A 15,175-nucleotide genomic window follows, 5' to 3' on the forward strand; every position below is an offset into this window, starting at 1 on the left:
AGGACCGCCCGCGTGCCCGCGCGCGTATACTTCGCCGGATGTCCACGGGCGGCGGGAACCAACGTAGGGTCGACGTGGTGATCCTCGCCGCGATCACGCTGGAGTACAAGGCTGCCCTTCAGGTCGAGGAAGGCGCTTTGCCAGAGAGCCGGTGGGAGCAGGAGGAAGGTCCCAACGGCCTGCCCGTCGCGTTCAGGAGCTTCCAGGGAGCCGGTGGCAGGCCGCTGCACATCGCGCTGGCGCAGGCGGGCGACATGGGGGCCGTCGCTGCGACGAACGCGCTGCTGCCGCTCGTGCAGGAGGTTCGGCCGCGGTGCGTCGCGATGTGCGGCGTGTGCGCGGGGCGGCCGGGCAAGACCAAGCTGGGCGATGTCGTCGCCGCCGAACGGTTGTTTCTGCATGACACAGGCAAGGCTCTGCCAGACGGGGTGCAACAGGACCTGAGGACATACAACCTGCGCGATGACTGGAAGGTTGCGCTGGAGCACACAGACTTCAGCGCGCGCTTCAAGAACGCCTCCTGGTGGAAGGCGCGCCCCATCCCCTGCGAATGGCAGGAGAACTGGGTCCTCGCGAAGCTGCACGAGGGCGTCGCGGATCCTGGCGCGCCGCCGGAGTGCGACGAGATGTGCCCACGATGGGCGGACGTCATCGCGTCGTTGTGGAAGTCCGGCCATCTACACGATGGCACGCTCGCGCTCACCGAGGAGGGGCGCGAACGGATCGTGCGAATCCTGATCCAGCAGCGAGGCCGGTTCCCGGATCTTTCTCCTGCGGGCGCGCTGCTCCCTTTCAAGGTGCATGTCGCGCCGATGGGCAGCGGCAACAAGGTCGTCGAGGACCAAGCGTACTGGAGCTTCGTGTCGGAGCACATGCGCAAGACGCTCGGCCTCGAGATGGAAGCCGCGGCCCTTGGCGCGCTCGCGCATGCCCAGCGCGACGCGAGGCTCGACGCGCTGGTGATGAAGGGCGTCATGGACTTTGCCAATCACGGGCGCGACGACCACTTCAAGGAGTACGCCGCTCGCGCCTCGGCCGAGTGCTTGATCGCGTTCCTGCGCGACAACCTCCCACCGGAAGCGCCGAACGACCCGCTCGACGACCTCCTCGTCCCGGGGACGTCGGAGCCACCGGTCGAGGCGAGCCCCGCCGCGCTCTTGAACGCTCGCTACCAGGTCGTGCCGTTCTTCGGCCGCGCCGATGTGCTCAAGGAGATCCATGCCTGGTGCGGTGCTACAGCCCCCGTACGCGCACGCCTCTTCTACGGTCCTGGCGGCATAGGGAAGACGAGGCTCTTCATCGAGGCCTGCGCTCAGCTGCGTCGCGAGGGCTGGCGAGCGGGCTTCATCCCAGGAGGCGTCGACGAGCGGCAGGTCGAAGCGCTCATGGCGGCGGAGCGTCCCACGTTCGCGGTCGTCGACTACGCCGAGAGCCGCCCCGACCTGCGCGCCCTCCTCGAGCCAGCTGGACGAGCTCGCGCCCGGAAGGGCCGGGGTCGGCTGCGGCTCGTGCTCCTCGCCCGCAACGCCGGCGACTGGTGGACGTTCCTGCAGGGCTCCGATGCCGAGCTGGGAGCATTGCTTGGCGATCACGCGCCGCGAGAGCTTCCACCCGGGGTCGCCGCGAGCCCCCAGCGGATAGGGGCCTTCCGGGAGGCGGCGGCATCGTTTGCACACGTTCTCAGGAAAGCCGTTCCAGGTGCGACGCCGCCGCTCAACGATCGGCGCTACGATCGGGTGCTCTACCTTCACATGGCGGCGCTCGCGACGGTCGAGGGGCGGGAGTTTACCGCAGAGACGCTGATGGCCAGCACGCTCGATCACGAGCAGCGTTTCTGGAGCTCGCGCTTCCCGCGCTCTGACTCCTTCGATGCGCGGCGATTCATCGAGCAGATGCGACGGGCCGTCACCGCGCTCACGCTGCGAGGTGGCGCGCCGAGCCGCGGTGAGGCGGCCGCGCTCGTGGCCAGGATCATGGACGAGCGTGACGAGCAGCTCGTGGATCGGTACCTCCGCTTCCTGCGCGACCTTTATCCCGGGCAAGGCCGTGCCTCTCGCGCAGGTGACTACCTCGGCGGACTCGAGCCCGATCTGCTGGGCGAGGCCATGGTGCACCGGACACTGTCGCTGGAGGGCGGCGAAGCCGGTTCGTACCTGGACCGCGTGCTCGAGTGCCTTGCTGGCGACGATGCGTTGGGGACCGCTTTCACGGTACTCGGGCGGCTGTCCGAGGATCAGCCCGAGGATGGAGAACAGTGGATCACGCACGTGCTCGGGCGCGACGTTGTGAGCCGAGCGATGGCGGCATTTGAAGCGGCCAAGGCTCTCGGCGAGCGCACGGCGCATGCGCGGCTCGGAAGCGTGCTCGCGAAGGCCCTGGAGCGGGAGGGGACGATTGATCTTGCGGAGCAGATGGCGCGGGCAGGGCTGCCGGAGCGCACCGTATCGCTTCGCGAGGTCACGCTGTGGGCAGAGCAGAAGCGCCTGGAACACCTTCCGGAGGGCGCTGAGCTGGAGCGGCTGGCCGAGCGAGCGCGTTTGTTGAACAACCTGGGCAATCGGCAGAGCGAGCTGGGGCAGCTGGAAGCGGCACTCGCTTCCACCCAAGAGGCCGTCACCATCCGCCGCACGCTGGCCGAGCAACGGCCCGATGCGTTCCTGCCCGACCTCGCCATGAGCCTCAACAACCTAGGCAATCGGCAGAGCGCACTGGGGCAGCGGGAAGCGGCGCTCGCTTCCACCCAAGAGGCACTCGACACAATCTGGCCCTGTTTTCTAGACGTGCCTCATGCATTTGCGCCCAAAACATCCATCATCCTTCACAGAATGCTCCAAATCCTAGAGATGCTTGGCCAATCCTCCTCACCCGAACTGCTGGAGCGCATCGCGCTTGTGGAGCGAGCTCTTCCAAATCAAGATCTCTAAGTTCGGATTTTGCATTCTCGGTTTGTAGCACCACAGTTGCATAAGCGCCGAGCGTGAGGATCTGACCAGGCGGCCAGCCAGTAAACTTCCCCAACTTTCCGCAGAAATCGCGGCCGACGTCGAGCGCTTCGCCACTACGTGCAACCGTAGTACCAAGTCGCGCACAAAAAGCTCAAACCCGAGTCGCTCGTCCTACCCTGCTCCCAATCGGGCAGGGGAACCGGTCGCGGCGATCCCGCGCGCAAATCTACCGCGAAAAGCGCATCGCCTCGGCGGCGAAGGCGTCGCTGCCCCGGTTCGCCTTGTCGCGGGTCCCGTCGAATACATCCGCGATGCCGCCCGGGCCCCCTGGGCCGACCTCGAACGTGACGCGATCCAGGGTGAGCTGCTCGTCGTCGGCATAGGCGATGCCGATCAAGGGCCCGCCGCCGCCGCCCGAGCCGCCCGACGCACCGCCCAGCGCCGCGTTGCCACGGGCGCTCCGGCCGCCCGGCGCGCCACCGCCGCCGCCCCCCTGGCCGGGCGCTCCCGTGCCGCCTTGGCCACCGGGCACGTCTTCCCACCCGGCCTCGGTGAGGTGTCCACCCCTGCCGCCGGCGCCGGGCGCGCCCAGCGCGCCGTCTTCCCCATCGCGGCCGAGCTCGCACGGGGCGCCGTCCTTCGCGCCTGTGCCGCCCGGACCTACGTTGCTGGGGTTCGGGGTCGGCAGCGGCTCCCCGTCCTCTTCATCGCCGCCGCGATTCGGGTCCCGTCGCGGCTTTGCCGCGCGTCGATACTTGGTCGCCGCACACGCTCGTCACGGCGGGCGCGCCGGTCACGGTGGCTGCGGAGCAGGCGTCCTTCCCGATCGCGCCGATCTCCACGTGCAATGGAAGTGCGTGCGAGTCGTCGCCGTCCCGCTTTCTCCACATTCAGAACCGAACGGCGCTGCGCCGCTTGCCGGCAGCTCGTCCGCCGCTCGCTTGTGGTGGGAGAGCGCGCGTGCTACGCGGCTGGACGCTTGGCAGTGTGGCCGAATGGGACCCGCCATGTTTCAGAGCGGGTGCGACGGCGAAGCGAGCGACTTAGGGGGCGGAGGTGGTCGAGATGGCGAAGCGAGCAGCTCAAGGGGCGGCGGCGGTCGTGTTCATGGGGCTGGCCGGGTATGCGGTGGTTCCCGGATGCGTCATCCGGGTGGGTCCGGGAGATGAGGATGGAGCGTGGCATAGCTCCAACGACGGGGGACAGCCCCCGAGGGAGGCGCGGGCGGCAGCACCGTCGACGACGGCACGGGCGGCAGCAGCACCGTCGACGACGGCACGGGCGTCAGCCCGGAGGAGCAACGGCTGGCTGAGGAAGCCTATGCTCAGCTCGACCCGGAGGAGCAGGCGTTCGCCTCAGCCCTGGCTGGGAACATGACGTGCGCCATGGCCGGCGCGGTCGAGGCCACGCAGATCGATCCGGCCACGCTCGACGACGAGACGCTGAGGGCGCTCCTGGAGCAGTACGCGCCGGGAGCGATGGAGCAGGCGCGGGCGTGGCTCTCGGGCACCGACCCGTCGATGCTCGCATACAGGGTGATACCAAAGTACGAATGCGAGGGAGACTACGGCTGCGAATCTCTGCCACGATGCCAGCAGGGCTACATACCTGCCGTGAGTCATCGTTGCATCATCAACGACTGCGGGAAGGCGAAGTGCCCCACGTGCCCGGACTTCGTGAACGAGCTCCTGCAGAACATCGTGATAAGAGCGTGGTGCTCCTATGTTTGCGTCAAGACCGGGACCTCGCCGCCCGAGGTCGTCGCCGTCGGTGCCGGCGCCATCTCGGCACTCAGGAACATCTACGTCGGACCCGTCTGTATGCCGTATCCGTGAGCAGGAGGGACGATACCGTGAAGCCTACCCAACCGCGAGAGCCGCGCACCATCCGTCGAAGATCGGACCCTGACGACAAGGAGGGCGAGGCCCTCAACAACGCCTTCGACCTGTTGCGTGAGATGACCTCGGCCCGCAGGCTGTCGACCCTCGTGAGACGACCGACGCGCGCGGAAGTCCTCCTGGCGGCCGACGACTACATCGCGTATTTCCCGCTCGATGAGCCCCGCGAGCGAGCGCGAGAGCTCCGGGAGGCGGTTCTTACCTGGAGAGAGGGCGAGGAGGTCCCGCAGGCAGTGTACGAGGCGGCCCGGCGTTTCTGTCTTTCGCTCGGCATAAGGGTGCCCGCCTGCGGCTGGGAGAACGACGACGGCTACCAGGTCCGGGCGATGGATCGCGACACAGACGACGCGGAGCCGCCGCCCGAAGCGGAGGCCGTGGGCGCGCCGCGGGGTTACGGCGATGCGTCGAAGAAGGCGGCCCAGCTGGCCCAGGCACTCGCGGGCGCAGTGAACGTCGCTGAGCTGCTCGCCTCGCCCTCGCTGTGGGCCAAGGCGACGTCGTGGCCGTCGCGAGAGCATCTGGTCGAGCATATGGACCAGCTCCTGTCCGCCTTCGGAACGGAGCTCGATCAACAGAAATTCGCCGCGCCCGCTCGGAGGCTTCGCGCGCTGCTCTCGGCCTGGGAACCGGGGCCCGAGATCCCCGCCGACATCTCGAAGGCCGCCCGCGAGCTCCTCGCCGCACTGGGAATTGAAGAGCCTCCCGGCGGGTGGGACGCGCCCGAGGGGCCGCTGGAAGGACCAAGCAACGACAACGCATAAGGCCTGCTCGCCGGCGGCGCTGCACGTGACGGGAGCAGACGAGGCGCGATGGAAGTTCCCGGCGCAGACGGCGACATGGGAGCGGCCGTCAACACAGCGGCTGGTCCTGGGGCGAGGCGCTCGTCCTACCCTGTTCCCGACCGGTCAGGGGAACCGGTCGCGGCGCTCCCGCGCGCGAACCTACCGCGCGAAGCGCATCGTCTCGGCGGAGAAGCCGTCGCTGCCTCGGTTCGCCTTGTCGCGCGTCTCGTCGAACACATCCGCGATGCCGCCCGGGCCCCCTTCGCCGATCTCGAACGTGACGCGATCCAGGGTGAGCTGCTCGTCATCGGCATACGCGATGCCGATCGAGGGCCCGCCGGAGCCCCCGCCGCCATAGCCGCCCATGCCGCCCCAACCGCCGTAGCCGCCTCGGCAGGCGTGTTCGCCGAGCATGGGCGGATCCAGCCCCGGCGGGCCTCCTTGCACGCCCTGCCCGCCGAACTGGCCTCGGCCCCCTCGACCTCCGGGGCCGCCCGGGCCCGTGATGACGCGCGTTTCCCGCAGGGTCAGCTTGCTGCCCGGATGGGCGAAGATCGCGATGCTCGCGCCGCCCGCGCCGCCGCCGCGGCCGCCGGAGCCGCCACAGCCGCCACCGCCGCCCGAACCGCCCGACGCGCCGCCCAGCGCCGCGTTGCCGCAGGCGCTCCGGCCGCCCGGCGCGCCACCGCCACCACCGCCCCCCTGGCCGGGCGCCCCCGTGCCACCCTGGCTGCCGGGAACGCCTTCCCACCCGGCCTCGGTGAGGCGTCCACCCTGGCCGGCTACGCCGGGCGCGCCCGGCGCGCCGTCTCCTCCACGGCGACCGTCCGCGCACGGGGCGCCGTCCTTCGCGCCCGCGCCGCCCAGGCCCGCATCCGTGGGGGTCGGGGCCGTCAGCGGCTTGCCGTCCTCGGCATTGCCACCGCGGTCCGGGGTCCCGTCGCCCCCTTTGCCGCCCGTCGATACCAGCTCGCCGCACACGGTCGTCACGGCGGGCGCGCCGGCCACAGTCGCTGCCGAGCAAGCGTCCTTGCCGATCGCTCCGATCTCCCCGTACGCTGGCTGCGGATCAACGTAGACCGCATCCTGGCCGTGCTCGCCTCCGCCGCCCCTGTCCGCCTGGATCTCGCTCCGAAGCACCTCCACGACCGCGCCCGGCTGGAGCCTCATCGCGATGGAAGAGCGAGCCGGCTGCAATCTGCGCTTGTGCTGCACTTGCATGTCCACAATCGTCGATATGCCGTCGGTGGCCCCCTCGCCGTCGTCCTGCGCTGCCACCACGGTGATCGGGGGACCCCCCTCGTCTGGTGAATAGAGGATCGCCGGCTTGTTGGTCACCCCTTCCGTGTAGTGTCTCCATCTCGACCAGCAAGCGAACCCGCCCCACAGATCGATGCCGGAGCGCAACGTGATGCCCTCGGCGTAAGAGTCGGTGCAGGCGAACACCCTCCCGCGAGCACGCGGCGCAAGCGCGACCGCACGGGCGAGCGTCTTCACCGGTTTCTCCATCGTGCCGGGATTGCTATCGTCTCCAAACGACCGGCTCGCGAACACCCCGCACCCGGCCTGCACGCGCAGCGCGGCGAGCCCATCGAGACACTCCTCCTCCGAGGGCGCGGCTGCGGGCTCTGGGTCGCAGGCGCCCCCCTCTGCGCACGGTGGGGCGAACGGCTCCGTCCCGCACCCCAGGGCGGCCGGAGCGGACAGCAGCACGATCCATGCAGCGGCTGTGATCTTCATGCTCCTCTCTCCCTGATCATTCCCGTGCGAACGGCCTCATTGAGGCGGCACAATCAGCTCCGGGAACTCCCAGAGAACGGCGGTCTGGCCGTCCTCCCCTTTGGCGTTATCGTCGTTCGGATCGCCTCCGACTCCCCCGGCACCAGGGGCTCCCCAATCCCAGTCTGCGCTCTCCGTGAGGTGAATACTGCTGTTCACGAGCGCGATGGTGATGGATACGCCCCCGAGCCCTCCGCCGCCATGGCCGCCAGAGCCGCCGTTGCCGCCTAGCCCACCCTCGCATGCGCGGTAGGCCGTGCCTGTGATACCTCCACGGGGGCCCTCTGGCCCGCCCCGACCACCCTCTTGCCCCCGCTCTCCGTTGCCGCCGCGACCCCCGTTGCCGGTGATGATATCGGTCTTATCCACCAGCACGTGCGCATGCAGAGCGACGATCCCGAAGCTACCGCCCCCGTAGCCGCCCCCCCGGCCACCACGTCCCCCGCAACCGCCACCCCCGCCCGAGCCGCCGGACGGTCCACCTTGCGGATCCACGGGATGGCACTGCCCGTTCGCGCCGACACCGCCCCCACCGCCTCCGCCCTGCCCAATCCCCCCGTTCTGGCCGTGCTGTCCCGAGAAGCCCTGCCAGCCGCGCGCGCTGATGCTGCCGTACTTAAGCCGCTCGCCCAATCCGATCCCGCCGCCGACCCCGGTCGCGCCGGGCGCTCCATCGCCGCCGTTCTCGCCGGGCGTACAGCTCATTGGCCCGCCCTTTCCCCCCTTACCGTCGTGCATCGCGCCAGCCCCTGGAGCCGGTGCACCCTTCGCACCATCGCCACCCGCGGCGACGTCGCCCTCGCCGCCCGCGCCTCCGATGGACCTCGTGCCGTCTTCGCACACGGTCACCGCCGGCGGCGCGCCCTCGGTCCAGTCCGCCAGGCACCCGAGTCTGCCGGGATTGCCCCCCGCCCCATCCGGCGCCCGCCATGCTTGCGGAGCGCTCTCCCCGTCCGCCCCATCGGCCCCGTTCCCCGCCAGGATCTCGCTCGACAGCACGTCCACCGCGGCGCCCTCCCGCACGATCATCCCGATGGACGACCCGCTCGGCCGCACCGCGTCCGCCGCCACGAGCCGCACGCCGAACACCGCTGACGTCATGCTCGCCTCGCGCGCCTCCACGACGAGCGGCACCAGCTCCGGCGCCGGCGCGATCCCGGTGAAGCGGTCCTTGCCGCCCCAGGTCCACGCCGCCGTGGCGCAGTCCCGGCCGCCCCAGAACGCGACGCCCGACGGCAGCGTGACCGCCTCCTCGAAGTCCTCCGCGCAGGCGTACACCCGCCGCGTCCCCCCGGGCTCCGACGCCTTCTCCACCGCCCGTCGCAGCGTCCTCACGGGCGCTCCCCTCGTCCCGTCGCTCGCGTCGTTTCCACCCCGCGAGACGAACACCCCGCACCCGTTCTTCGCCGGGCTCGTCGCGGGATCGCCGTCACACGGCGACGCCGGCAGGGCGGGCGGCATCTCGCCGGGAAGCGGATGGCACGTGAACGTCCTCGCGCAATCCTCGGCATAATAACACCCGGCGCTCCCCGCGGCGCTTCCGCAGCCGAGCGCGAGCACCGCGATCGAATGCAGCCTTCCTCGACGTCGCCCCCCGCGCATCCCCATCGCTCCGCTTCGCCTCACCACACGCCCTGAAGGACGAACCCGGCCTGCGTTCCCGTCGTGCTCGGTACCACCTGCACGCGCCCGCGGACCGGCGTCTCGTCGAAAATCCACTTCTCTGCAAGGAAGGAGCCCGCCGTCGCGATCCCGAACACCGCCCCAGTCGACAGCGCCACGTTGCCGAGCGTGGCGAACAGATCCCGCTCCGCCACGTCGTCGCGGATCTCCACGCACGCCGAGGGCGCGTTCGGCCACCAGCATGTCGTCGGCGTCCAGCCTTGCCGGCGGAGCGCCACCTCGCGCTCGGCGGCATCGTCATCGATCACATGGGCCCGCAGCAGGAACACCGTGCCGGCCGCCACCGCGGCCGTCGCCAGCGCCGCGCCCCCGATCCGCAGCTCCGTCAGGGGGAGCGCCCGCCGCGCCGCCGGAGGAGGCGACGGGGCCGCCGGCCGCACCGGGCCGGCGCCGGCCGCCCCAGGCGCGGCGCGCTCCGGCGCGCGAAGCAGCTTCAGGGTCAGCGAGCTGGCCTTGCCCGCCTGCCCGTCGAACGCGCCTACCGCCTCGCTGTGGCCATCCAGCCGCGCGCGCACGGTGTGCTGCCCCGGCTCCAGGAACAGCTCGTACGTCGGCGCCCGGCGACCCAGCGCTTTGCCGTCGACGAAGACCTCGGCGTCCGGTGGACTCACACCCAGGTAGAGCGTCACCACCCGGCTCTCGGCCTTCAACAATCCTTCTTCGGCCCGCTCCGCCAGCAGGCTGCGGAGCGCGCCGCGGTGTCTCAAGCTCTGCGCCAGGTGGTCTGCCGCGTCTCGATAGCTGCCCAGCGCGAGCTCGCACAGGCCGAGCTCCGCGGCGATCTCGGCGCGCTCCGCGTCGGTCGTCCACGCCGCGTCGGCCGCCTTCAGCGCCGCTTCGTACGCCGCCTCGGCCTCGGCCCATCGCCTGGCATCGCGCGCCTGCCGAGCACGGCGCAGCAGATCCTCCGCGGTCGATGGCTCGTGGGTCCCCGCGATCGCATGGAGATCCTGCGCGCTCGCCACGCCCTCCACCACCGCGACGACGCCGAGAAAGACACACGGCAAGACGGAGAGGAGCTCATGGCGCACGCCGCCCCGGAATACTCCTGTGCGCGGGCCCATGTCAACGCACAGGGACCGGCGAGCGCCGAGCCTCCTCGTATTTCGGCCTCGTGGTCCAGTGAGCTCACGATGGTCGGAAATCATCCGCAAGCCACCGGATGCATGAGAATTTCAGCAATGATGATACAATGCATGGCTCCGCTCCGGAGGGCCTTTGAGGACGGAACGAGCACCGCACCCACGACGGCTGCTGGGCACCCGTTGAGATCCGCAGCGGGCGGAGGTGCGGAGGAGGAGGAGACCTCACCGAGCCGCGGGTCCTCTCTGCGGGCTCGCCCACCGTAGAGCCACTCGCAGCGCCTCTTGCGAGGACTCGGTCGATTTTTTCGATTTTTTGACCGTCGGGCCGGGCTCGGATCGTCTGCTGGATCGTGGACCGACCAACGCCGACCTGCCCTGTATCCGCCCGCGTGAGAGCGCTCATCAGCTACGTTGGCGTGCCCGAGAGGGACCGCGACGACGTCGCTCAAGACGCGATGGCGCGGCTCTGGGAGCGGCGGGAGCAGGCCCGATCGGCCAGGAACCCGAGCGCGTGGTGCGACAGCGTCGTCCTGAACACGGCCCGCGATCACCGGCGAGCGTCGCGCAGGCGCGAGGAGGCGCTCACGGGCCTCGACGAGGCGGCGCTCTGCGATGAGCGAGAGAGCCCCGAGGATCACGCCATCGCTCGCCAGGAGGCGGCGCTGGTGCGGCAGCTCATCGAGGAGATCGGCGAGCGGCGCCGCGGGGTGTTCATCGCGTGCGAGCTCCTGGAACGGCCGATCGCCGACGTCGCCCGAGAGCAGGAGATCCCGCTGGAGACGGCACGAAGTCGCCTGCGCCGGGCCTGGGAGGAGTTCGAAGAGGCGGCGGCCCGCTGGGAAGCGAGGCAACGAGGCCGGAGCGCTCGCCGGCTGCGCGCCGCGCTGTTCCCGCCCTGGCTCCTGGAGCGGTGTTCCTGGCGGCGAGGTAGTCCCGCGCGCTGGATGGCGCGAGGCTTCGCCATCGCTTGTGCGGCGGCGCTCGGTGTGCTGGCCGTGGGCCCGATGGAGCCCGTCGCGCCTCTCCACCCCTGCATGGCCACCCTGCTCTCCAGGAGGACGACCGAGCCGGAGACCGGGCAGGCCGCGCGGGACCCTGCCGGGCCGGCGCGCGTGAGCGGTGCGCTGGACGGGGCGGTGATGGCCCCTCCGGCGCTGGATGGGGCGGTGACGGCCCCTGCCGTCCCCGCCATGCCGACAGGCTGGCCAGCCGCGCAGCGCCGCCCGAGGATCAGCTCCCGCGAGCAGGAGCTGATCGCCCGCGCACGGACGGCCATGGCGGCCGGTGATGTCGTGTCGCTCGTCGAGGCGCGACGCCTGCTGGAGGAGCACGGGCGGAGATTCCCGCGCGGTCGCATGGCGCGTGAACGCGACGCGCAGCTGGCGGGGCTCAGGTGATGACCGCGCCATAGGCATCGCTGCGCTCACGACGTGCGCCTTCGTCACGGAGGCGGTGCTGGACCACCGTGGTTCGCGGCCTTCGTCGCAGGGGATTGAGCGCCTCCTGAGAGGACGTCGCGCGCCGAGCGACGCCCTCAGAGGAGCGATCGTGTCCGCGCGCGGACGAGCGTTCGCGCGGAGCACTCACGTTTCACCTGGAGGCGAACCATGGAGCTTCTGGCGCTGCCCTCGCGCGGGGTGATGATGCATTCCATCAGAACACACGTCTTCGCCGAGGAGCGGGCTCCTCCGGTCCAGCACGACAGGACGGTTCTTTCAAGCGCAGTCGGCGCGCCTCGCACCGCGCAACGGACGGCGGCGCAGCCGGGACCTCGGAAGAACGAGGTGAAGCCTGCCGCGAGCCCGTCTCGGGCTCATGCGTTTCAATGCCTCTTTCAAGCAGAAACGATTCGGCGCGTTCGCCGGTGGCTCGCGCGGCTCCGTGTGCCCGAGCGCGATCGGCACGACCTGAGCCAGGACGTCTTCCTGGCGGCTGTCATGAGCTTCGGCAACTATGACCCCTCGCGCGGCCCGATCGCGCGGTGGCTGAACGGCCTGGCGGTGAACCTGGCTGCGCGTTACCACGCGAAGGCTTCTCGGCGGAACGAGGTCATCACGGATCCCGTGGAGCTGAGCGAGGCCGGCGAGAGCGCGACCGCCCTCGAGCTCCTGCTCGCAGCGGAGCGGCGGCGCCTGATGAGATCGCTCCTCCGTGAGCTACCGTTCGAGCTGACTTCGGTGCTGGTCCAGCGCGACCTCCACGAGATCCCCATGAGAGACATCGCGGAGACGAGAGAGATGCCCCTCAGCACGGCGTACAAGCGGCGCACGAGAGCGCTCCGGGGCGCGCAGGAAGCGCTCGCGAGGCGCCTCGCTGCGGAGGAGGAGCGCACCACGAAGCCCCGGGTTCACACGCGACCGGGGGCATGGTGAAGCAGCGAAAGAAAGAGCAGCCTCGCGAAACCGGACCCGATTACGGACAGGCAGCTCGGCAGCCTCGCGACCGGATCCGGTTGCCGGCAAGCAGCTGGCTACAGGCACGTGTTGTCGACGACCACGCCGGTCTCCTGGAAGCGCACGGTCCCCGGCTCCCCGTCGAGCGTGAGGGTGATATCCATGTCGATGATGCACGGGATGTCGGTGACCGGCTCAGCCTCCCACGTCAGCGTCCCGGTGGCCCCGGTCACGGCATAAGCGCGCTCGTCGGCGGGCGGCATGCCGGGCTCGGTGCAATCGCCCATCTTGTCGGTGAGCGCCACGTCCAGCACGCCCCAGAGCCCCTCCAGCTCGATCCCGGCATAGAGCGGATCGCTATCGGCGAACGCCGCGATCGAGATCGCCAGACACCGATCCTCTCGCAGGTCGGCGTGGTGCACGTAGACGCGGTCGTGATCGGCGATCACGTAATCTGCGCTTGCGCAGACCGTATCCCTCGACGCGTTCACCCCGGCCGCGTGCGCCATGCACGCATTGCAATAGGTGCGCTGATCGCACCCGCAGACCCCCTGACATTCGTCCGGACATTCCCCTACCCTCGGCCTCGGCGTGCATTCGCCCTGCGCGTCTGCGTCGCACGCCACGTCGGGCGTCGCGCAGTACTCCGTCTCGCCGCAGACCGCTCCCGCGCTCCCTCCGCAGGCGACCGGCGCTGCGCCTCCACTTCCGCCTCCGCCGTCGCCGGTCGTGCTGCCGCCCGCGCCGCCCATGCCGCCCGCGCCGCCTGCTCCGATCGGCGACACGTTTTCGTCGTCGCTGCAGGCGGCGAGGAGGAGGAGGCCACACAACACGGAGCCAAGGAGTTCATGTCTCATGAACGGACTATGCCATGACCGCTCGCCGGAGAGGAGCGGCCAGGGCGGTGTCATGCTCCTGTCGATCTCCGAAACGCCCGGCCCCTTGCGGAAGCAATGCCGCGCTTCCGCCGGCAAATCGCTCCAGCCAGCGCCAGCGCGATCGCCGCGAGCGGCGCTCCGGGCGAGCCGTGCGCGCCGGCCACGGTGCAGCCGCAGCCGCTGTCCGCGCCGGAGCCGCCCGCGGCGGCCCCGCCCGCGGCGGCCCCGCCCGAACCGCCGCCTGACCCGCCGCCGCCGCCGCTGCCTCCCGTGACGCCGCTGCCGGCCGGATCCGTGAGGCCGCCGCCCACGCCGGAGTCCAGGCTCGTTCCCGTCGAACCGCCGGTCCCGCTGGCCGCTGTCGTGCTCGTGTCCTCCACGCAGGCGCCGCCGGCGCAGGTCTGCCCGCTCGGGCACACCGCTCCAGCGCACGCGTCCACGCAGGTGCCCGCGTCGCAGCGCTGGCCAGGCGAGCACGCGACGCCAACGCAGGCCGACTCTCTGCAAAGCCCGCTCGCCTCCTCGCACGTGCGCCCGCTCGAGCACGGCGTGCACGGGCACTCCGGCTTGCACACGCCGCCGTCGCAGACCGTGCCCTCCTCGCACGTCACGGTGCTGCACGGGTCGACGCACACCCCGACCCGGCACACCGTCGGGGAGGGGCACTGCACTCCATCACAAGGCGCGCGGCACCGCCCGCCGACGCACACCTCGCCCGCGTCGCAGGCGACCTCGGCGCAGGCGGGCTCGACACAGAACCCCGCGGCATTACATGCCTTGTCCGAGGGGCACACGAACTCGCCCCTGCCGCACGCCTGCACGCACACGCCCCGGTCGCAGACGTGCTCCGGCGGGCAGAGGTCGCCTTCGTCGGCGGTGCCGTTGCAGTCATTGTCGAGCCCATCGCAGGTCTCCTGCGACGACGGCACGAGCCCCTGGCAGGTGAGCCCATCCGCCGAGCACTGGGTCACCCCTGGCGCGCACACGCCGGGCAGCCCGGTATCGCACGGCTCGCCGCCGCCGGTGCAGGTGAGTCCGCTGAAGAAGTAGACATAATCGTTGTAGTCGCCATCGTTGTTGAAGTCGCCAGGGTTCCGGCCGACGTCGCCATCCTCGAACGCGACGTAAAACGCGTTCGGCGTCACCGTCGAAGCATAGATGACTGCGGTGACCCAGGGTCCGGGCGTGGCGCAGCCCGTGCACACCTGATTCCAACGCTGCTCGGAGTAGTGGGTCTGCGCGCCGATGAGGGCGAAGCCGATCTGCCCGCCCGCATAGGCTGGATTGCTCCGGATATCCGCGGCGGTGATGACGGTGCCGACCGAGGAGCCGGCGGGGACGATCTCGTGGATGTCGTCGATCGCCGGCGGCGCCGTGGCAGCGGGGTCGACGTTGTACCAGCCGACCCCGAGGCGAGACCCTGTCTGCCGGAGCACCAGCTCCGCCGTGAAGCCGCAGAGCGGCGAGAACGTGGACGGCTCGGTGTTCCCATCGGCCTGGTAGTCGAGCGCCTCTCCCCGGTTGGCGAACAGGGTGTAGAGCTGGACCTCGTTGTTCCTCGAGTCCTGCGGCATGACGCTGCCGTTCGGCTGCGTGACCAGCGCGCTCGCGGGGAGCGACGAGAGGCCGATGAAGAGCGCTCCCGAAAGGATCAAAGCGCATTTCATCACCTGGTGATACAGAGACGCGCGCCCCAGCGTCAACGGAAACATTCCGCGACAGCAGACAGGCG

General features: G+C 70.5%; 11 protein-coding genes. 5 read left to right on the forward strand and 6 right to left on the reverse strand.

The window, feature by feature from the left end; all coding sequences use genetic code 11:
• The first annotated feature begins 74 nt into the window (after positions 1-74).
• Positions 75-2,924 (forward strand): tetratricopeptide repeat protein, encoded by a 2,850-nt coding sequence (locus tag WMF39_RS36045; protein ID WP_437741006.1) that lies wholly within the window; start codon positions 75-77, stop codon positions 2,922-2,924.
• Positions 2,925-3,171: 247 nt separating this feature from the next.
• On the opposite strand, the gene WMF39_RS36050 is transcribed toward WMF39_RS36045, so the two are convergent.
• Positions 3,172-3,477 carry a hypothetical protein gene (locus WMF39_RS36050; RefSeq protein WP_437741007.1) on the reverse strand — a complete coding sequence of 102 codons (306 nt, stop codon included), beginning with the start codon at positions 3,475-3,477 and terminating at the stop codon, positions 3,172-3,174.
• Between the two features lie 841 nt (positions 3,478-4,318).
• Here WMF39_RS36050 and WMF39_RS36055 point away from each other — a divergent pair.
• Together WMF39_RS36055 and WMF39_RS36060 are read left to right on the forward strand one after the other, a co-directional pair.
• Positions 4,319-4,780, forward strand: a complete 462-nt coding sequence (locus tag WMF39_RS36055) for a hypothetical protein (RefSeq protein WP_437741008.1) — start codon at positions 4,319-4,321, stop codon at positions 4,778-4,780.
• 17 nt (positions 4,781-4,797) lie between these two features.
• Positions 4,798-5,604, forward strand: a complete 807-nt coding sequence (locus WMF39_RS36060) for a hypothetical protein (protein ID WP_437741009.1) — start codon at positions 4,798-4,800, stop codon at positions 5,602-5,604.
• 180 nt (positions 5,605-5,784) lie between these two features.
• On the opposite strand, the gene WMF39_RS36065 is transcribed toward WMF39_RS36060, so the two are convergent.
• The 3 genes from WMF39_RS36065 to WMF39_RS36075 all read right to left on the reverse strand — a co-directional run bounded on the left by WMF39_RS36065 (position 5,785) and on the right by WMF39_RS36075 (position 10,151).
• On the reverse strand, positions 5,785-7,365 hold the full coding sequence (locus WMF39_RS36065) for a hypothetical protein (protein WP_437741010.1): 1,581 nt from the start codon (positions 7,363-7,365) through the stop codon (positions 5,785-5,787).
• 36 nt (positions 7,366-7,401) lie between these two features.
• Positions 7,402-8,964 (reverse strand): hypothetical protein, encoded by a 1,563-nt coding sequence (locus WMF39_RS36070; RefSeq protein ID WP_437741011.1) that lies wholly within the window; start codon positions 8,962-8,964, stop codon positions 7,402-7,404.
• A gap of 62 nt (positions 8,965-9,026) precedes the next feature.
• Entirely contained in the window at positions 9,027-10,151 is a 1,125-nt protein-coding gene (locus WMF39_RS36075; RefSeq protein ID WP_437741012.1) for a PEGA domain-containing protein, read from the reverse strand.
• 410 nt (positions 10,152-10,561) lie between these two features.
• Between WMF39_RS36075 and WMF39_RS36080 the strand changes: the two genes are divergently transcribed.
• Both WMF39_RS36080 and WMF39_RS36085 read left to right on the forward strand, forming a co-directional pair.
• Positions 10,562-11,569, forward strand: coding sequence for an RNA polymerase sigma factor (locus WMF39_RS36080; RefSeq protein WP_437741013.1), 1,008 nt, complete (start codon positions 10,562-10,564; stop codon positions 11,567-11,569).
• A 246-nt stretch (positions 11,570-11,815) separates the two neighbouring features.
• Positions 11,816-12,544, forward strand: coding sequence for an RNA polymerase sigma factor (locus WMF39_RS36085; protein WP_437748073.1), 729 nt, complete (start codon positions 11,816-11,818; stop codon positions 12,542-12,544).
• A 98-nt stretch (positions 12,545-12,642) separates the two neighbouring features.
• Here WMF39_RS36085 and WMF39_RS36090 read toward each other — a convergent pair whose 3' ends face one another.
• The gene (locus WMF39_RS36090) at positions 12,643-13,422 is read right to left on the reverse strand and encodes a hypothetical protein (RefSeq protein WP_437741014.1); all 780 of its coding nucleotides are present in this window, start codon (positions 13,420-13,422) and stop codon (positions 12,643-12,645) included.
• Positions 13,423-13,472: 50 nt separating this feature from the next.
• Positions 13,473-15,110, reverse strand: coding sequence for a hypothetical protein (locus tag WMF39_RS36095; RefSeq protein WP_437741015.1), 1,638 nt, complete (start codon positions 15,108-15,110; stop codon positions 13,473-13,475).
• Between the last annotated feature and the right edge of the window lie 65 nt (positions 15,111-15,175).

The organism is Sorangium sp. So ce1504, from assembly GCF_051521635.1.
Lineage (GTDB): Bacteria > Myxococcota_A > Polyangia > Polyangiales > Polyangiaceae > Sorangium > Sorangium cellulosum_B.

Excerpts from the sequence above, each read along its gene's own strand:
- WMF39_RS36085 (WP_437748073.1), top strand. The coding sequence starts at position 11,816 with ATGCATTCCATCAGAACACACGTCTTCGCCGAGGAGCGGGCTCCTCCG.
- WMF39_RS36095 (WP_437741015.1), bottom strand. The coding sequence starts at position 15,110 with ATGAAATGCGCTTTGATCCTTTCGGGAGCGCTCTTCATCGGCCTCTCG.
- WMF39_RS36075 (WP_437741012.1), bottom strand. The coding sequence starts at position 10,151 with ATGGGCCCGCGCACAGGAGTATTCCGGGGCGGCGTGCGCCATGAGCTC.
- WMF39_RS36090 (WP_437741014.1), bottom strand. The coding sequence starts at position 13,422 with ATGAGACATGAACTCCTTGGCTCCGTGTTGTGTGGCCTCCTCCTCCTC.
- WMF39_RS36065 (WP_437741010.1), bottom strand. The coding sequence starts at position 7,365 with ATGAAGATCACAGCCGCTGCATGGATCGTGCTGCTGTCCGCTCCGGCC.
- WMF39_RS36055 (WP_437741008.1), top strand. The coding sequence starts at position 4,319 with ATGACGTGCGCCATGGCCGGCGCGGTCGAGGCCACGCAGATCGATCCG.